Origin of the sequence: Streptomyces sp. MNU76 (assembly GCF_020982545.1) — a bacterium.
Lineage (GTDB): Bacteria > Actinomycetota > Actinomycetes > Streptomycetales > Streptomycetaceae > Streptomyces.
On the sequence record NZ_JAJKLK010000010.1, the window covers coordinates 145,214 to 162,234 of the forward strand.

13 protein-coding genes and 2 pseudogenes are annotated in these 17,021 nt (G+C 72.1%); 8 read left to right on the top strand and 7 right to left on the bottom strand.

What is annotated here, in order from left to right:
• Nucleotides 1-7: 7 nt before the first annotated feature.
• Nucleotides 8-802, bottom strand: a complete 795-nt coding sequence (locus E4N62_RS24545) for a GNAT family N-acetyltransferase (protein WP_230217761.1) — start codon at nucleotides 800-802, stop codon at nucleotides 8-10.
• A gap of 230 nt (nucleotides 803-1,032) precedes the next feature.
• Between E4N62_RS24545 and E4N62_RS24550 the strand changes: the two genes are divergently transcribed.
• On the top strand, nucleotides 1,033-2,208 hold the full coding sequence (locus tag E4N62_RS24550; protein ID WP_230217763.1) for an acyltransferase family protein: 1,176 nt from the start codon (nucleotides 1,033-1,035) through the stop codon (nucleotides 2,206-2,208).
• Here E4N62_RS24550 and E4N62_RS24555 read toward each other — a convergent pair.
• The gene (locus tag E4N62_RS24555; RefSeq protein WP_230217765.1) at nucleotides 2,186-3,034 is read right to left on the bottom strand and encodes a GNAT family N-acetyltransferase; all 849 of its coding nucleotides are present in this window, start codon (nucleotides 3,032-3,034) and stop codon (nucleotides 2,186-2,188) included. The two genes, E4N62_RS24550 and E4N62_RS24555, sit on opposite strands and share 23 nt — an antisense overlap.
• 335 nt (nucleotides 3,035-3,369) lie before the next feature.
• Between E4N62_RS24555 and E4N62_RS24560 the strand changes: the two are divergent.
• From E4N62_RS24560 to E4N62_RS24570, 3 genes and pseudogenes are all read left to right on the top strand, one after another.
• Nucleotides 3,370-5,032, top strand: a pseudogene (locus E4N62_RS24560) (alpha/beta hydrolase).
• A gap of 124 nt (nucleotides 5,033-5,156) precedes the next feature.
• Nucleotides 5,157-5,687 (top strand): DUF4232 domain-containing protein, encoded by a 531-nt coding sequence (locus tag E4N62_RS24565; protein ID WP_230217767.1) that lies wholly within the window; start codon nucleotides 5,157-5,159, stop codon nucleotides 5,685-5,687.
• Between the two features lie 70 nt (nucleotides 5,688-5,757).
• Entirely contained in the window at nucleotides 5,758-6,864 is a 1,107-nt protein-coding gene (locus tag E4N62_RS24570; protein WP_230217769.1) for a chemotaxis protein, read from the top strand.
• Nucleotides 6,865-6,903: 39 nt separating this feature from the next.
• Here E4N62_RS24570 and E4N62_RS24575 read toward each other — a convergent pair whose 3' ends face one another.
• On the bottom strand, nucleotides 6,904-7,317 hold the full coding sequence (locus E4N62_RS24575; RefSeq protein ID WP_230217772.1) for an SsgA family sporulation/cell division regulator: 414 nt from the start codon (nucleotides 7,315-7,317) through the stop codon (nucleotides 6,904-6,906).
• 376 nt (nucleotides 7,318-7,693) lie between these two features.
• Between E4N62_RS24575 and E4N62_RS24580 the strand changes: the two are divergent.
• A pseudogene (locus tag E4N62_RS24580) lies at nucleotides 7,694-9,120 on the top strand (PP2C family protein-serine/threonine phosphatase).
• A gap of 56 nt (nucleotides 9,121-9,176) precedes the next feature.
• Here the strand turns inward: E4N62_RS24580 and E4N62_RS24585 are convergent.
• Nucleotides 9,177-10,688 carry a hypothetical protein gene (locus E4N62_RS24585; RefSeq protein ID WP_230217774.1) on the bottom strand — a complete coding sequence of 504 codons (1,512 nt, stop codon included), beginning with the start codon at nucleotides 10,686-10,688 and terminating at the stop codon, nucleotides 9,177-9,179.
• A gap of 235 nt (nucleotides 10,689-10,923) precedes the next feature.
• On the opposite strand from E4N62_RS24585, the gene E4N62_RS24590 reads away from it, so the two are divergent.
• Entirely contained in the window at nucleotides 10,924-12,063 is a 1,140-nt protein-coding gene (locus E4N62_RS24590; protein ID WP_230217776.1) for an aminoglycoside phosphotransferase family protein, read from the top strand.
• 235 nt (nucleotides 12,064-12,298) lie between these two features.
• On the top strand, nucleotides 12,299-14,269 hold the full coding sequence (locus E4N62_RS24595; protein WP_230217778.1) for an N-acetylmuramoyl-L-alanine amidase: 1,971 nt from the start codon (nucleotides 12,299-12,301) through the stop codon (nucleotides 14,267-14,269).
• Nucleotides 14,270-14,381: 112 nt separating this feature from the next.
• Here the strand turns inward: E4N62_RS24595 and E4N62_RS24600 are convergent, their stop codons facing one another.
• Nucleotides 14,382-14,879 (bottom strand): hypothetical protein, encoded by a 498-nt coding sequence (locus E4N62_RS24600; protein ID WP_215452222.1) that lies wholly within the window; start codon nucleotides 14,877-14,879, stop codon nucleotides 14,382-14,384.
• 69 nt (nucleotides 14,880-14,948) lie between these two features.
• Entirely contained in the window at nucleotides 14,949-15,551 is a 603-nt protein-coding gene (locus tag E4N62_RS24605) for an ABATE domain-containing protein (protein WP_230217780.1), read from the bottom strand.
• Nucleotides 15,552-15,762: 211 nt separating this feature from the next.
• Here E4N62_RS24605 and E4N62_RS24610 point away from each other — a divergent pair, with 211 nt between their 5' ends.
• Nucleotides 15,763-16,683, top strand: coding sequence for a transglutaminase-like domain-containing protein (locus E4N62_RS24610; protein ID WP_230217782.1), 921 nt, complete (start codon nucleotides 15,763-15,765; stop codon nucleotides 16,681-16,683).
• A 53-nt stretch (nucleotides 16,684-16,736) separates the two neighbouring features.
• On the opposite strand, the gene E4N62_RS24615 is transcribed toward E4N62_RS24610, so the two are convergent.
• The gene (locus E4N62_RS24615) at nucleotides 16,737-16,982 is read right to left on the bottom strand and encodes a DUF397 domain-containing protein (RefSeq protein WP_033526253.1); all 246 of its coding nucleotides are present in this window, start codon (nucleotides 16,980-16,982) and stop codon (nucleotides 16,737-16,739) included.
• Nucleotides 16,983-17,021: the final 39 nt, after the last annotated feature.

Sequence of the window (17,021 nt, forward strand, 5' to 3'; positions counted from 1 at the left end):
CCGGCGCTCAGGCAGCGGCCGCGCTGCCCACCGCGTACTCGTACGGCGTGGTGGTCGTGAGCGGCTCGAAACCCAGACGGGCCAGGATCGGGCGGCTGCGGGCCAGCGCGTCGACCTGGACGTAGCGGTAGCCGCGGTCGGCCGCGACGCGGGCGCGGTGGGCGACCAGGGCCCGGTAGACGCCCCGGCCGCGCCAGCCCTCGACGGTGCCACCGCCCCACAGCCCGGCGAAACGGGTGTGGGGCAGCAACTCCATCCGGGCGGCGCTCACCGGTACGTCCCCGGCGAGGGCCACGACGGCCACGACCGTCTCGGTGTCGCCGGTGAGTTGGGCCAGCAACTGGTGGCGCATCCGGGAGCTGTCCGTACCGAAGGCCTTCTCATGGACGTCGGCCACCAGGTCCACGCCCGCGCGGTCGGTGACCGGCAGGATCCGCACGCCCTCGGGCGGCTCGACGTCGAGGGTCAGGTCGGCGACCTCGGCGACCATCAGCGTCTCCTCCGGAGCGGGCGTGAAACCGGCCGCGCGCAGGCGTCTTCCCAGGTCGACGGGGAGATCGTGGCCGTACAGCTTCCATTCGAAGTCGCGTCCGAGCCCGGAGAAGTACCGGATCTGCTCGGTGATCGCCGCGTCGGCGCCCGCCTCGTCCAGGTCGGACCAGACGACACCGCTCCAGCCCTGCTCGGAACCCACCTGGCGCACCACCCCGCCCACGCGCTCGATCCGGGCCCCGGGCCCGTCGGGGCGGGCGCCCTCTCGCATGTCCCGGTCGAACAGTGCCAGCACCGCAGCGTGATCCATGGTGCTCACTCCATCACCAGTCGTTCGCCCTGGCAACGGAATTCATCCGCTTTCTCACCACTCGGTGGTGCTACGGGCGGGCCCCGGTGCCCAAGTCGGTCGGGCGGATGGGAACCCACCGGCGGTTCCACGCCAAAACCGTCGGTCATGTGGTCGAGGACGACTGGGACCGGCGGGACGGGGCAGGCGGTCCGGGTTCAGTCGTCGTTTCGTCCGGAGACCTCTCAGCGATGCCCGAAGACGTGGTGCAGCACACCCGCCCCTCTCCCGCCGCCCCACCCGAGGGGAAGGCGCCCCGGGCGGGGCGGACCTCGCGGGACCCGTACTTCGACAACGCGAAGTACCTCACCATCGTCCTGGTGGCCTGCGGGCACGCGTGGGAGCCGCTGACGTACGGCAGCCGGGCGGCCACGGCCGCCTACCTGACGGTCTACGCGTTCCACATGCCGGCCTTCGCCCTGATCTCCGGGTACTTCTCGCGGAGTTTCGACATGGCGCCCGGCCGGCTGAAACGGCTGCTGACGGGCGTGGCCCTGCCGTACGTCGTGTTCGAGACGGCGTACACGCTCTTCTACCGGTGGGCGCAGGACGACCCGGGCTATCCGCTGAGCCTGCTGGACCCCTGGTACGTGATGTGGTTCCTGGTCGCGCTGTTCATCTGGCGGCTGACGACACCGCTGTGGCTGATGCTGCGTCATCCACTGCCGGTCGCGCTGGGCCTGGCGACGCTGGCGGCGGTCTCACCCGATCTCGGCGGCGACGTCTCCATCCAGCGGGTGCTGGGTTTCCTGCCGTTCTTCGTGCTGGGCCTGACCCTGCGGCCCTCGCATTTCGAACGGCTGCGCACGCGCCGGGTACGGCTGTCGCTGCTCCCGGTCGGTCTGGGGGCGCTCGTGGTGGCGTACTGGGTGGCCCCGTGGTTCGACGCGGGCTGGTTCTACCACCGGGGCAGCGTCACCGGCCAGGGCGTCACCCGCTGGGCCGGCCTGCTGACCACGCCCGCCCTGTTCGCTCTGGCGGTGCTGCTGACGGCCTGCTTCCTGGCCTGGGTGCCGGGTCGGCACCTGTGGTTCACGGCGCTGGGCGCGGGCACGATGTACGGCTATCTGCTGCACGGCTTCGTGATCAAGTGGGCGCGTTTCCGGGACTGGTACGCCGTCGAGTGGCTGCACACCCCGCTCGGGGAACTCGCGGTCACGGCGGTGGCGGTCGGCGGCATCACGCTGCTGTGCACCTCCCCCGTACGGGCCGTGCTCCGCTGTGTCGTCGAGCCGCGCATGGAGTGGGCCTTCAGGAAGAGCGATGCCGCCCCGCCGGGCGATGCCGCTCCCGCCTCCGCGGAGGCCCGGCGCGAGGCTTCCGCGGAGGCCCGGCGGGAGGCCCCTAGCCGAGCTCCAGGGTCGTGACCCCGAAGACCCGCTCCGCCGCGTACGGCCGGATCGGGCCGGTGTGCATACGGGCCGTCTCGAAGGACGGCGTCAGCCCGTACTCCTCGACGAGCGCCACGGCGGCCCTGTTCGGCTCCGGCACGTCGACGGCCAGCTCACGGCCGGCGGCCTCGGCGGCGAGCCCGGCGAACAGCGCGCGGGCGTCCGCGGCGGTGTCGGCGAACAGGGGGCCGATGCGCAGGGCGTCCCGGCCGGGCCGGATGACGCCGTAGCCGGTGAGCCGCCCGTCGACGATCCGCGCGAGGGCCCAGTGTCCGTCGGCGGTCAGCCAGCGCTCCAGGAAGCGGGGGCGGTCGGCCGGGTGACAGGCACTGTCGTACGCCGCGAGGAGCCGGGCGTCGTCGACGGGCCGTACATCGGCCGGTACGGCGGTCCGCGGCACCACGCCGGAGTACCGGAAGGTGCGGTGGGCGGGCTCGAAGCCGGACTGGCGGTAGTTGTCCTGCTGCGCCACCACGCCGTCGAGGCCCACGGTGCGGTCGCCCGCGTGGGCGAGCGCGGTCTTCCAGGTGGTGAGGCCGTGGCCCCGGCCGCGTAGGTCCGGGCGGACCAGGTAGAAGCCGAGGAAGGCGTAGTCGTCGCCGTAGGTGACGACGGAGACGGCGGAGACCGGTTCCCCGTCGAGCCGGCCGATGAAGAAGCCCTCGGGGTCCTGCGCGAAGAAGCACGCCGGGTCCGACAGGCCCGGGTTCCAGCCCTCGTCCCCCGCCCATCGGACGACCACCGCCCAGTCGTCGACGCCGGCCCGGGTGACGACGAGGTCCTGATGGCCCGGAGAGGTCATCTCTGCGCTCCTTCGCTGAGGTCGCGAGTGCGGCCGCCGTGCGACCGCGGGCGACGGTGGTCGGCCGTGCCCCGCAGCATCCTCGCCGAAGCCCGATCACGCCCGTGACGCCGGAAGCGGCCGACCTCGCGCCGCGCCTTGGTCGGCCCTGCGGCCCGGCGCCCCGTTTCACGCATACGAGCGACCCGCGCACCGCCGGTGGGGCGTCCTGGCGCGGCGCAGCGTACGGCACTCCCGGGCAGCCCGCCCGCCGGGAGGCGTGGCCCCGGGGGGCCGCCTATGGTGATCCGGGGGTTGTCCCCGGCCGCCCCGGCCGGGCTTCCCTGGAGGCACGCATGCGGTCCACGCACAGACGGCGCCCTCTCACCGGAGCCGCGGTCGCGGTGCTCGCCCTGCTGGGCGCCGGGCTGCCCGCCCTGACGGCGGGCGCCGACGGCGACAAGGACGACGCCCGGCCCGACCTGAGCCGCTTCTACGACCAGAAAATCAAGTGGTCCAAGTGCGAGGGCGTGGAGATGCCCCGGGATCTGCGCTGCGGCAAGGTCACCGTGCCGCTCGACTACACCCGGCCCCAGGCGGGCACCCTCGACCTGGCGATGGCCCGCTACCGGGCCACGGGCGACGCACGCGGCTCGCTGCTGCTGAACTTCGGCGGCCCCGGCGGCCCGGGGGTCCCCGAACTCGCCTACAGCGGCGATGACTTCATGGACCTCACCAAGGGCTACGACGTCGTGACCTTCGACCCGCGCGGTGTCGGCCGCTCCTCCCCGGTCAGCTGCGGCGACGGCACCGACGAGGCCCTGGAGGCCACCGACGGCGGTGAGGACGCCGACGACCCGGGGACCGCGCTCGCGAGGCTGCGGCGGGCCGCCGCCGAGTGCCGCGAGAACTCCGGGCCGGTGCTGCCGCACATAGGCACCCGCAACGCCGCCCGCGACCTCGACGTGATGCGCGCCGCCCTCGGCGACAAGAAGCTCAACTACCTCGGTTTCTCCTACGGCACCCGGCTGGGCGCCGTGTACGCCGCGCAGTTCCCCCAGCGGGTGGGCCGGATGGCGCTCGACGGGGTGGACACCCTGAGCGAGCCGCTGACCGAGCAGGGTCTGGTGGGCGCCCAGGGCCAGCAGAAGGCGCTGGAGGACTACCTCGACGCCTGCGCCGAGGAGCTGACGTGCCCGTTCGGGCAGGACGCCCGCTCGGCCCGTGAGCAGGTCGTGGCGCTGGTCGACTCGCTGGACGAGCACCCCCTGCCGTCGGACTTCGGGCCGGACTTCACGGGCCAGGATCTGGTGGGCGCCATCGGCCACGCCCTCTACGGCGAACAGCTGTGGCCCATGCTCACCCAGGCGCTGAACATGCTCGTCCACGACGGCGACACGCGCGGCGTCATGGCGCTCACCGGCGGTGGCTTCGCCCCGCCGACCACCCCGTACCGCGTGGCCCCGCCGACCGCCCTGTACCGCGTCGCGGCGCCGGGCCGCCCGCACGAACCCCCGATCCCACTCCGTCCACCCCGCGACCCCGCACGACGGGCTGGTCGACATCGAGGAGATCCCGCTGGACAACCTCCCCGCCGCGCTCATGGCGATCAACTGCGCCGACGACCCCGACCGGCCCTCCGCCAGGAAGATCACCGACAAGCTGCGGGACCTGCGCGCCGCCTACGAGGACGCCTCCCCCGTGTTCGGCCGGTACCGGCTCACCCAGGTGCTGATGTGCTACGGCCGCCCCGCGGGCAGCGACTTCATCCGCGAGGAGGTGCGGGACGTCGACACCCCGAAGATGCTGCTCGTGGGCACCCGGGGCGATCCGGCCACTCCGTACCGCTGGACCGTGGAGACGGCGAAGCGGCTCGGCCCCTCGGCGGTCGTCCTGGACAACAAGGGCAAGGGGCACACCGGCTACGGGTCCTCGAAGTGCGTACACGCGAAGGTCGACGACTTCCTGCTGTTCGGGACGCTGCCCGACGACGGAAGTTCCTGCGGAGTCGACGACTGAGCATCGGGCGCGCAACACGGGCGCAATCGGTACAACCCCCGGCGCATCTCGCTCGTCACACTGGGCAGACGTCACGTTTGCGCGTGCCGTACCCGTATGTGACTGAACCTGGGGGAATCCACCGATGCGTACCCGCTCCTTGCTCACCGTCTCCACCGTGGCCACCGCCGGCGCCGCGCTCCTGCTCACCGCCGCCCCTCAGGGGCTCGCCGCCCAGCCCGCCGCCAAGACCCCGGTCTGCAAGTCGAAGGTCCTCAAGCTGAGGGCCAAGCAGGCGAAGGACACGCGGATCGTGCACATCAGCGTCAAGAACACCGGCACCCGCACCTGCACGATCGACCGCCTTCCCGTCGTCACCTTCGGCGACCTCGACGGGGCGGCCCAGCCGGTGCCGTCCGGCGAGAGCGGCCCGTACAAGGTCGGCGCGGGGAAGACGGTGTACGCCGCGGTCCGCACGATCGCCGACCTCAAGGACCCCGAGGCGCGTCGCGTCGGCACGATCACCGTGTCGGCCAACCCCAACCTCTACGGCCGCACGTTCACCCTGAAGCAGCTGGGCGCCACCAAGAAGGTGAAGGTCTGGGAGCCGGTGACGACCTGGTGGAAGCCGTCCAAGGCCGCCGCCGACAAGGCGCTGAAGAAGGAAGTGGGCTGACCCGCGAGGTCCGACCGGGGGCTCCGCCACCCCAAATGCCCGATACGCGAATCAGTCCTATCGTGAAGGGATGGAGCATGCCCTCAGCCCCGCGACCCTCATCGAACTGCGCCGTCCGCGGCCCTACCCGGCGGTCTCGGTACTGACGCCGACGCACCGCCGAGAGCCCGAGAACGCCCAGGACCCGGTCCGGCTGCGCAATGTCGTGGCCGAGGCCAAGAAGAGACTGGAGCACGATCCGGCCGTCACCCGGGAGCGGCGCCACGACGTCGTCGAGCAGCTGGACCGGGCGCTGGCCGAGGTGGACCTGACGCACGCCGAGGACGGTCTGGTGATCTTCGCCGCCCCCGGTGAGCACCAGGTCTGGTCGCTCACCCGCCCGGTGCCGGAGCGTGTGGTGCTCTCGGACACCTTCCTCACCCGCAACCTGGTGGCGGCGCAGGCCGCCGAGCGGCCGTTCTGGGTGCTCGCGGTCTCCGCCGACCGGGTCACCCTGTGGAACGGCGGCGGCGACCGTGTCACCGAGGCGCACGTCGGCGGGTTCCCGATGACCAGGGACCGCGACAACTTCGACGCCGAGCGGCAGGAACGGATCGGCGACCAGCCGTCCGCCTACCGCGACGAGGACACCCGGCACTTCCTCCGCGACGCCGACACCGCGCTCGCCCGGGTGCTGCGCACCCGGCAGCGCCCCCTCTACGTCACCGGCGAGACGGCGGCGCTGTCCCTGCTCGACGAGATCGGCACGGTCACCAGGGACGCCACCCACGTCCCCCACGGCGGTCTCGCGCACGGCACCCCGGAGGCCGTGTGGCAGGCGGTGGGCCCCGTGGTCGCCGCCGAGGACCGCAGGAGCGTCGACACCGTGGCGCGGCGGCTCGAAGCGGCGCGCGGTCACAAGACGTTCGCCGCCGGCGTCGACGAGGTCCGTCAGAACTCCCGGCAGGGCCGGATCCAGCTCCTGGCCGTCGAGGAGAACTTCCGGGCGGCCGTGCGCGCGGACGGCGGCAGCGCCGACGGGCATCTCGTGCCGGCCGAGAGCGGCGACCTCGACGTCCGCGAGGACATCGTGGACGAGATCGTCGAGCGCTGTCTGGACACCGGCGCCGAGGTCCGCTTCGTCCCCGACGGCATGCTCGGCGACGCCCGGGGCATCGCGGGCGTCCTGCGCTACTGAGCCACGCCCCCGTCCACCGCAGCGCCACCGGGAGGGATGTCAGACACCCCGCAGGAGGGACGTCAGTCCCCGGTCGAGCGCGGGGCCCACCTCCTCGCTTCCGGCCGCGACGACGGTGTAACTGCGCAGCAGGAAGCGCTGCAGTGCCGCCTTCTCGAACCGGAGCAGCGCCATGCCGTACGGGGAGTGCAGCTCCACCACCGTGCGGAACCTGCCGTTGGGACGGATGTGCACATCGCCGGCGCCCGCGGGGGCGCGTACGCCCTCCTCCAGCAGTCCGCGGGAGAACGTCCAGGTCACCATGGAGCCGTTCAGCGCGATGTCGGCCGGGAAGTCGAGGTGCACGGCCAGCGGATCGTCGGAGGAATAGCGCAGGCTCGCGGGCACCGGGATCTCCCGGTCCTCCTCGGTGACGAGAAGCGCGCGGGCGGGCTGTTCCAGCGTGACGGTCATGAACGGTCTCCGTTTCGGATGAAGCTCTTCCTGCCGAGAGGTTTCGCAGGACGCGACGCCCTGGATTCATCCCTGTGACCCATGTCACTCGCGGGCCCGGGGAAGCACTCGCACATATGCCCCTCGAACAGGGGAATGAAAGACAGGTGAGTGCGGTCGACGACCCGTCAAGTCACGTACGATTCCTACGACTTGGGCCCTCGGGACGCTCATCGAACCGCAGTGGGCACCCCCGACCGCGAGGACGGTGGCATATGCCGGAAGCACCACCGTATCGTGTCTTGCCAAATCCCTTACAGCGCGTCCGGGCCTGTGCAACAGTCGTAATCGGCCCTTACGTCAGCGTTGGTCGTACCGTCCCCCATCGGAGTACGTGATGCCGTCCCCTCTCTCTGCGGATCGTCCCGCCGCCCAGCCGCCCCGACGCGGCACGGTCGACGCGCTCATCTCGCAGACGCGGCGGCTGCGGGGCGACGTGGACGCCGTACGACGCGACGCGGCCGCCGACGAAGCCGATCCCGAGATCCGCTGGCAGCGGGCGCTCTACGAGCTGGCCCTGCATCAACTGAGCGATCTCGACGACCACTTGGCGCAGCTGCGGGACGGCCCGGCCCGCCGCCCGCCCCCGCGGCCACGGTAGGCCTCCCGGTCGCGCCGCCCCGGCCCCGGCGTAAGTCGCTGCTCAGCCGCGTCGGCAGCGCCGAGTGGAACCTCCTGACGGACGAGGCGAGCTGGTCCGGTGAGCTGTTCCAGATCCTCGGCCGCGACCCGACCGCCCCGCCGCTCACCCTGGACGAACTGCCGTCGCTGGTCCACGACGAGGACCGTCCCCGGCTGACGGCGATGGTCACGGACTGCCTCATCGACGCCAAACGCATCGACGGGGAGTTCCGGATCGTGCTCCCCGACGGCGGGGTGCGCACCGTGCACATGATGGGCGAGCCCGTGCTCGACGACGACGGCGGTACGGCCTCCATGTGGGCCGTCCTGCGGGACGTCAGCGAACTGCGGCGCAGCCAGCGGGCGGTGAGCGAGACCCGTGACTCGCTGCACCGCGAGCGGCACATCGCGCAGACCGAGCACCGGCTCGCGGTCGAGCTGCAGGAGGCCGTGCTGCCGCCGTGGCGCGGCCCCCTGCGGCTCCCGCAGCGGGGCCCCGAGAGACTGGACCTGGCCGCCCACTACCTGCCCTGCTCGACGAGCGCGCTGATCGGCGGCGACTGGTACGACGCCCTCGAACTGCCGGGCGGCGACAGCCTGTTGAGCGTCGGCGACCTCACCGGTCACGGTGTCACCGTGACCTCGGGCATGGCGATGCTGATCGGCGCGCTCCGCGGCATGGCGATGTCGGGAACCGAGCCGGGCCGGCTGATGGCCTGCCTCAACCAGTTACTGGACGCCACCGTGCAGCCGGCGCTCGGCAGCGCGGTCTGCTGCCGCTACCGGCCGGCGACCCGCACCCTCGTCTGGGCGCAGGCCGGGCACCCCGCCCCGCTGCTGTTCCGCGACGGGACGGGGCACGTGCTGCCCCCGCCGGACGGAGTCCTGCTCGGAGCGACCTCCGGAGCCGTCTACGGGCAGGCCGAAGTCACGCTCGAACAGGGCGATCTGCTGCTCCTGCACACCGATGGACTGGTCCCCCGGCGGGACGGAGAGGCAGCCGTCCAGCGGCTGTTGGACCTGGCCCCCCGGTTCGGCGAGGCACGTACGGCCCAGGAATGTGTCCGGACGGTGGTGGAGGAGTTCGGCGAGAGGGAGCGTACGGACGACGCGTGCGTGCTCGTCGCCCGGGTCAGCTCCTGAGGAACGGGCCACTCACCCGCACGCCGTCCCTCACCCTCGCACCGGGAGGTGATGCCTCACGCCGGGGCGATGTCGCCCCTGTTCTTCGGCAGTGAGGCCCTCGGCTGGGGCTTGGGCAGGGAGAGCTGGATCTCCTCCCGCAGATCCTGGATCTTCGGATAGCCGGCGTACTGACCGGTGAGCCGGTACATCTCACGCAGCCGGTCCCAGGTGCGGTGCGAGGAGTTGGACCCCATCGACGCCAGCGCCAGACGCGCGTACCCGCTCGCCTGCTCCGGGTCGTCGCCGATGAAGCAGGCCGAGGCCATCGACAGGTAGTCGAAGATCTGCGACCTCCCCTGGGCGTTCGTCCTGAGGTCCAACGCCTTCTCCGCGTAGTGCCGGGCGTGCTGCGCCGCTGCCGGTTCGTGCTCCGCGAGGGTGCGGTAGGCCAGGGCCTGCATGCCGTACAGATCGGCCTCGTTGAACATCTGCATCCAGCTCGGCGGCGGCACGTCCCCACGGTCGGAGACGAACAGGTCCTCGGCCTGGCCCAGGGTGCGGCGCATGGCCTGGCCCTTCCCCAGCGATGCCTGCGCCCAGGCCTCGACGGTGTGGAGCATGGCCTTGGTGCGGGGCAGGACCTGGTCACCGGACCCGGACTGGGCGAGTTTCATGAGGTCCAGTGCCTCGTCGGGTTTCCCGAGGTGCACCAGTTGTCGGGCCGCCCGGGAGAGGGCCTCGCCGGCGCGGGGCCGGTCACCGCCCTCCCTCGCGGCGTGGGCAGCGATGATGAAGTACTTCTGGGCGGTGGGTTCGAGGCCGATGTCGTGCGACATCCAGCCGGCGAGGACGGCGAGGTTGGCGGCGACGCCCCACAGGCGCCGCTGGAGGTGTTCGGGGTGACGGTAGGAGAGCATGCCTCCCACCTCGTTGAGCTGTCCCACGACAGCCTTGCGTTGCAGCCCGCCGCCGCGGGCCGCGTCCCAGGCCCGGAACACCTCGACCGAGCGCTCCAGTTCCTCGATCTCCTGCGACCCGATGGGGGCGGCCTCGTAACGGTCGAACCCAGCGGGGTCGGCGTGCAGGGGGTTGTCGAGGTCGGGGGCGTCGGCCGCGAGGGCCGGATCGGTGTGCAGCCAGTCGTGCATGGCGCTGCTGAGTGCGGATCCCGCGGTGAGCGCGACGCCCGCACCCACCAAGCCGCGTCGGTTGAGCATGAGGTCCATTCCCGTGAATTCGGTGAGGACCGCGGCAGTCCGTTCGGGCGCCCACGGCACGCCGTCGGGATGTTCCACATTCCCGCCGCCCTGCCGTTTCCCCGTACGCCCGTGCCGGACCAGACCGAGGTCCTCGATGGTCACGACACGGCCGAGACGCTCGGTGAACAGCGCCGCCAGCACCCGTGGCACGGGATCGCGCGGGATCTCTCCCATGTCGATCCACCGCCGAACCCGTGAGGTGTCGGTCGCCAGCTGGGGGTGGCCCATGGCCGCCGCCTGCCGGTTGACCAGCCTCGCGAGCTCTCCCTTCGACCAGCCGGCCAGGCCGAACAGGTCTGCGAGTCGGGTGTTGGGTTGTCCGCTCACGTCAAGCCCCCAGGTTCTCGGCTGAGTTGAATGTAGCCCGCTGTCAGTTGCTCGGGGACTATTCGCCAGGCTTCGCCAGGGTGCGCTACATGGTGTGCCAGGGCCCATCCGGTGTCAGGTAGGAATGCGCCACCCCGACCCGGTCGCCCCGACGGGCACTCCCCAGGGTGCCCCCGGTACGGCCGGGGCGGGTGGCACGTGACCTGCCGGCACACGAAGGGATCTGTCCTCCCCCATGTACGCAGCATCGTCCTCCGTGTCCGCTCCTCCCCGGTCGCTGCACCCCCGTCAGCCGGGCAGCGGCGGCCCCTACCTCGACCCCACGCGTACGGCGGCCCCGGTGCTCGGCGGCCGGGCGCGGCGCGTGCCGGGGCTCGGCCCCCAACCGCTCAGCGGGAGACTCGACTTGTCCGGCCCTCAGGGCGCGCAGCTGCGCACGGCGATCGCCTCGGTGCACCGCATCTGTCCGGAGTTCACTCCGGTCCAGGTGCTGCGCCGCAGCGGCCGCTCGGTGCTGCTCGTCGGTACCACCGGGCGAAGTACGGCCGTCGCCAAGTGTTTACTGGATCATTCCTCCATCTGGGAGGACCGACTCCGGCACGAGATAGCCGCATACCGCTCGTTCGTCCGGCACCGCCCCCCGGTGCGGGCGCCGAGGCTGATCGCGGCGGACCCGGACAACTGCACCCTGGTCATCGAGCGGATGCCGGGCCGGGTGGCGGCCCTGCAGCGGCACCCGGTGGAGGCGCCGCCGCGCGCCGACATCCGGGCGTCGCTCGGCGCGATCTGCCGGCTGAACGCGTGGCGGCCGCCGGTGGGGATGTTCGACACCCCGCTGGACTACGCGGAGCGGATCTCCCGTTTCCATGAGCTGGGCCTGCTCACCGACCGGGACATGGGCGATCTGCAGAAGCTGCTGCACGGCATCGCGCACGCGTCCGGCCGTCAGGGCATGGGGCAGTTCTGTCACGGCGATGCCCTCCTGTCGAACATCCTGCTCTCACCGGCCGGTCCAGTGCTGGTGGACTGGGAGCACGCGGGCTGGTACCTGCCGGGGTACGACCTGGCGACGCTGTGGGCGGTGCTCGGGGACGCACCGGTGGCACGGCGGCAGATCAGCCAGCTGGCGCAGTCGGCGGGCCCGGCCTCCCGGGACGCGTTCCTGGTGAACCTGATGCTCGTACTGACCCGTGAGATCCGTACCTACGAGACAGCCGTGCAGCGTTCGATGCACGACTCGACCCCGGCGGCACCGGGTCAGGCCCACCCGGCTGCTGCGCCGTCCGGCGAGGAACAGCGGCTGCTGCTCAGGCGGCTGCACGACGACTGCCAGCTGGCCCGCAAGGCCGTACGGGCGGCGGTCGGCACTCGCTGAGGGGATACGAAGGTCCGCGGTATGCCTGCGCAAGGGCCGCACCGCGGGCCTTCGTCATGACCCGGGGGTGGTCGGGCGCCCGGCAATCACCGGGGAAGCGGCCTTCTGAGGGCATGATTGACGGATCGTCGGCCGACCGATAGCACGGAAGCGCTCCTCCGCACGCGGGCCTCGCCCGCGGGAGGAGCCTTTGGTCTGCCACTCCGCCAACGCCCCACCGCTAGAGGAGGCCGCCTTGCGAGGATCCCTCACCGACCGCAGGCCCACCCCCCGTCCCAGACGTGTCCGCCGAGCGGGGCTCGCCGCGGCTCCCGCCGTCCTGCTGCTGCCCCTGCTGGGCGCGGCCCCACCGGAGAGCGGTTCCTCGGCCTCCGGCGGTCTGCAGGGCGCGTTCACCGCCGCGGCCGAGAGGTACGGCGTACCGCGCAGCGTCCTGCTCGGCGTCTCGTACCTCCAGTCCCGTTGGGACGAGCACGGCGGCGCGCCCAGCGTGACCGGCGGCTACGGGCCCATGCATCTCACCGACGCGCGCACGGCCCTGGCCGAGGCCCCGCACCACAGCGAGGGCACGGAGGACGCGCGCGGCGACGAGTCGCGCCCGCTGATCGTGCCGGAGGCGAAACTGCCGGAGCCCGCCGAACTCCCGGCCCGACTGCGGACGTTGACGAGGGCGGCCGAGCTGACCGGCCTGCCCGCGCGGGAGCTGCGCACGGACGCCGGGGCGAACGTGGCGGGCGGTGCAGCGCTGCTCGCCGCCGCCCAGCGGCAGCTCGGCGCGGAACCGAGCGCCGATCCCGCGGACTGGTACGGGGCGGTGGCGCGCTTCTCGGGTGCCGACGACCGGGCCACTGCGGCGGCGTACGCGAACGAGGTGTTCGCGGTCATCCGTGCCGGCGCGGAGCGCGTCACGGACGCCGGTCAGCGGGTGGCCCTGGCGGCCGACCCGGACCTCGCGGCCGACAGCGGGCAGCTGCCCCGGTCCGGACTGCGCGCGGCGGTCGCCGGGGCGGAGTGCCCGACCACGGTGGCCTGTGAGTGGATCCCGGCGCCGTACCAGGAGTTCGGCGACAACGACTACGGCAACCACGACCTGGCCGACCGGCCGAACGCGCAGCCCATCCGGTACATCGTCGTCCACGACACCGAGGGCTACTGGGACACCACCCTCGAACTGGTCCAGGATCCGACGTACGTGTCGTGGCAGTACTCGCTGCGCTCCACGGACGGGCACATCGCGCAGCACATCAAGCACAAGGACGTGGCCTGGCACGCCGGCAACTGGTACGTCAACGCGGGCTCGATCGGTCTGGAGCACGAGGGGTTCCTCGCCTCGCCGGACGCCTGGTACACGGAGGCGATGTACCGGTCGTCGGCGCGGCTGGTGAGGTACCTGGCCGACAGGTACGGCATCCCGTTGGACCGGCAGCACATCCTGGGCCATGACACCGTGCCCGGTCCGACGACGGCGACGATCCCGGGGATGCACACCGACCCGGGTCCGTACTGGGACTGGCGGCACTACTTCGAGCTGCTGGGCAAGCCGCTCGGAGCGACGTCCGGCGCCGACAGCACGATGGTCACGATCCTCCCGGACTACGCCGCCAACCGGCCCGTGTTCACCGGCTGCGGGTCCGGCGGCGCGACGTGCGCGGTGCACGGCTCCAGCGCCGTACGCCTCTACAGCCGCCCCGACGTGACCTCACCCCTGATCAAGGACATCGGGCTGCGGCCGGACGGCAGCGGTTCGACGACCAACGTGAACGACCTCGGGTCCCGGGTCTCCACCGGGCAGCAGTACGCGGTGGCGGAACGGCAGGGCGACTGGACGGCGATCTGGTTCCTGGGGCAGAAGGCATGGTTCCAGAACCCGCCGGGCAAGCCGACGGCGGTCGGCGCCACCGGGCTGGTCGTGACGCCCCGGGACGGCCTGGCGGACATCCCGGTGTACGGCCGCGCCTACCCGGAGGCGTCCGCCTACCCGGCGGGGGTGCCCGCGCAGGCGGTGTCCCCGTGGCCGTACAAGCTCCTCAAGGGGCAGAAGTACGTCACCGGGGGCCTAGTGCCCGGCGAGTACTACTACGCCGTCACCTTCGACACGAGCGGACACCGGGTCGTGGTCGGCAAGGACCTCTACTACGAGATCCAGTTCGGCCACCGGGTGGCGTTCGTCAAGGCGGCGGATGTGCGGGTACTGCCGGCCGGGTGAGCGGGGGGACGCCCGTAGGGCACGAAGAAGGGCCGGGTGCGTACCCGGCCCTTTCTCGTCCTCGTCCTCACCGGGTCGCGCCCCGGTCGGGCGTCGTACGTCGTGCGCGCTCTCAGCCCTGCTGGAACAGCTCCGCCGGGAGCGGCTTGAGCAGCGCGTACAGGTCGTCGGTGATGGGGCGGTCCCAGGCGGCGATGGTCACCAGGACGTTGTCGCTGCGGTCGAACTGGACGCAGGAGATCCGGGACTCGGAGAGCTTGAGGCGGCGGACGATCAGCAGGTTGTCGCCCTGCATGACCGGGATGTCCTCGGAACCGACGACGGTGATGTCCTCCTCGTTCTCCAGGGCGACCAGCAGCTGGGCGACCTCGAAGGGGATCTCGCCGTCGGCGACCTCGCGCGCCGGGGAGCCCTCCGGGAGGTTGCCGATGATCATCGCGGGGCCGCGGCCGCCGTAGAGGTCGTAGCGCAGGAAGACGCCCTGGCAGCTGCCGTCGGGGGCGGGCAGCAGACCGGCACCGAGATTGCCCGGCCAGTCGCCCGGATCCATGGCCAGTACGTCGAAATCGGGCCCGGCGGGAGTGGCGCTGCGGCGGCGGAGGAAGGACATGCCGCAATGGTACGGCGTGTCGTCCCACGGTGGAGCCGAGGGAGCGCCGGGGAGGACGGTCCCGGCTGGTCAGGCCGAGGTCTTCCTGTGGCGGTCGTGGTGGCGGGCCACCCGGGCCCGGTTGCCGCAGGCGGGTTTGCACCACTCCTGGCGGGGGTGCTCCTTGAGGAAGTAGCGCACGCAGCGCGGTGCGTGACAGGCGCGCAGCCGCTGTCGTTCGGGGCTCGCGAGGAAGGCGAGCGCGGCGCGGGCCAGGGCGGCGGTGAGCGGGTCCTCGCCGGTGGCGGGCCGGTGGTGCACGACGGGGTCGGCACCGGGGCCCCAGGTGAGGACCGGGACGGTCGGGGTGAGGGCTGCGGCCTCGTTGAGACGCGCCAGGGCCTCGGGGACGGGCAGCAGACGCGTGGCGTCGGCTGGGCTGGGCTCGCCGGGGGCGACGGCGCGGGCGAAGAGGGCGCGGACGGCGGCGCGGAGGTCGCGTACGGAGGTGAGCATGGCCTCGTCGAGGTCCCGGCCGAAGGCGGCCGGGAGGTCGTCCGTGTGGGCGCGGATCCAGGTGGCGAGTCCCATGACATCGGTCAGGTCGTCGGCGACCCCGCCGCTGCCGTCGTGGCGGACGGTGAGGGCGAGGTCCAGGGCGAGCCGCGCGTCCCCGCTGATCGAGTACTCCATGCGGCTAATGATAGGGGAGCCCGCATCCATTAATTCACATCCATTAATTCTCGTCGAGTGACGCGCGTGCGGAGCATGCGGAGAATTCCGGGCACCCGCATTCCCCCGTGTTTCTGCGTGAATTATGGACAATTGCGGGTGAATTTTGGCACGGTGGGGCGGAGCGGCCCGTAAATCGAACACGTGGCCGATTCATTCTGGGGGTTCGCTCATGCCACCCGTACGGCTCGCACCGGACGTCGCCGCCTTCTACACCGAGCAGAGCGCGTTCACCGACCCCGGCGACCTCGCCTCGCTGTACGCCGACCTCCCGCGGGATCCGGCCCGACTCGCCCGCGTGGCACGGGATCTGATGATCCATCGGGGCGAGGGCGGGACGTTCGGCCACACCGTGGCGCGGGAGCGGCTGCACGACGACGCCGAGACGCGCTACCTCGACGACATCCTGCGGCTCATCGTCGAACGGAACGACGCGCCCCTGTCGCACCGCCGTGAGCCCGGGGACCGGTTCGTCGGTGTGTGCCGCGACTTCTCGCTGCTGCACTGCTCGCTCCTGCGGCACTTCGGCGTGCCGGCCCGGCTGCGCTCGGGCTTCGCCACGTACTTCGGGGAGAACGGATTCCACTGCGACCATGTGGTCACCGAGTACTGGGACCCGGCGCGGGGCTGGCTGCTGGCCGACGCACAGCTGGCCGAGCCGCTGGTCGCCGACGAGTGGGGGATCGACTTCGACCCGATGGACGTACCGCGCGACCGCTTCCTGGTGGCGGGCAAGGCGTGGCGGGCCGTCCGGGCGGGTGAGGCGGACGCCCGGACGTTCGGCCTGCACCCGCCGGAGGACGGGCCGCTGAACGGGGAGTGGTTCGTGGCCGGGAACGTCCGGCTCGATCTCGCGGCGCTGAACAAGGTCGAGACGCTGCTGTGGGACATCTGGGGCACCGAGACGGAGGCCGGGCAAGAGCTCGTCGCCCCGGTCCGCGAACTGTACGACGAGGTCGCCGCGGTGGTGGGCGACGAGGTGCGCTTCGCCACGGCGCGCGAGCTGTTCGCGGAACGCGAGGGGCTGCGGACACCGCGGACCGTGCTGTCGCTGGCGCCCTACAACGGCCCGCGCGAGGTCACCCTGCGCTGACCCCGCCGTGGGGTGGGCGGCCTGACCGCCCACTCCACGGCACGTACGGCCGCTCAGGTCAGGTCGAACTCGCCCTCACGGGCCCCCGACACGAAGGCGCCCCATTCCGCGGGGGTGAAGATCAGCGAGGGGCTCTCGGGGCTGCCGCTGTTGCGCATGGCGATGAAACCCTCGACAAAGGCGATCTGGACATCTCCCCGCCCCTGGCTGCTCGACCGCCAGTCCGCGTTGCTCAGGTCCAGTTCCGCCGGCTTGTGCCAGCCATCGAGGGATCGCTGCTGCATGGTGGTCTCGGCCACGTCCGTGCTCCTCCCGGTTCGTCGTCCGCCCGTCAGACT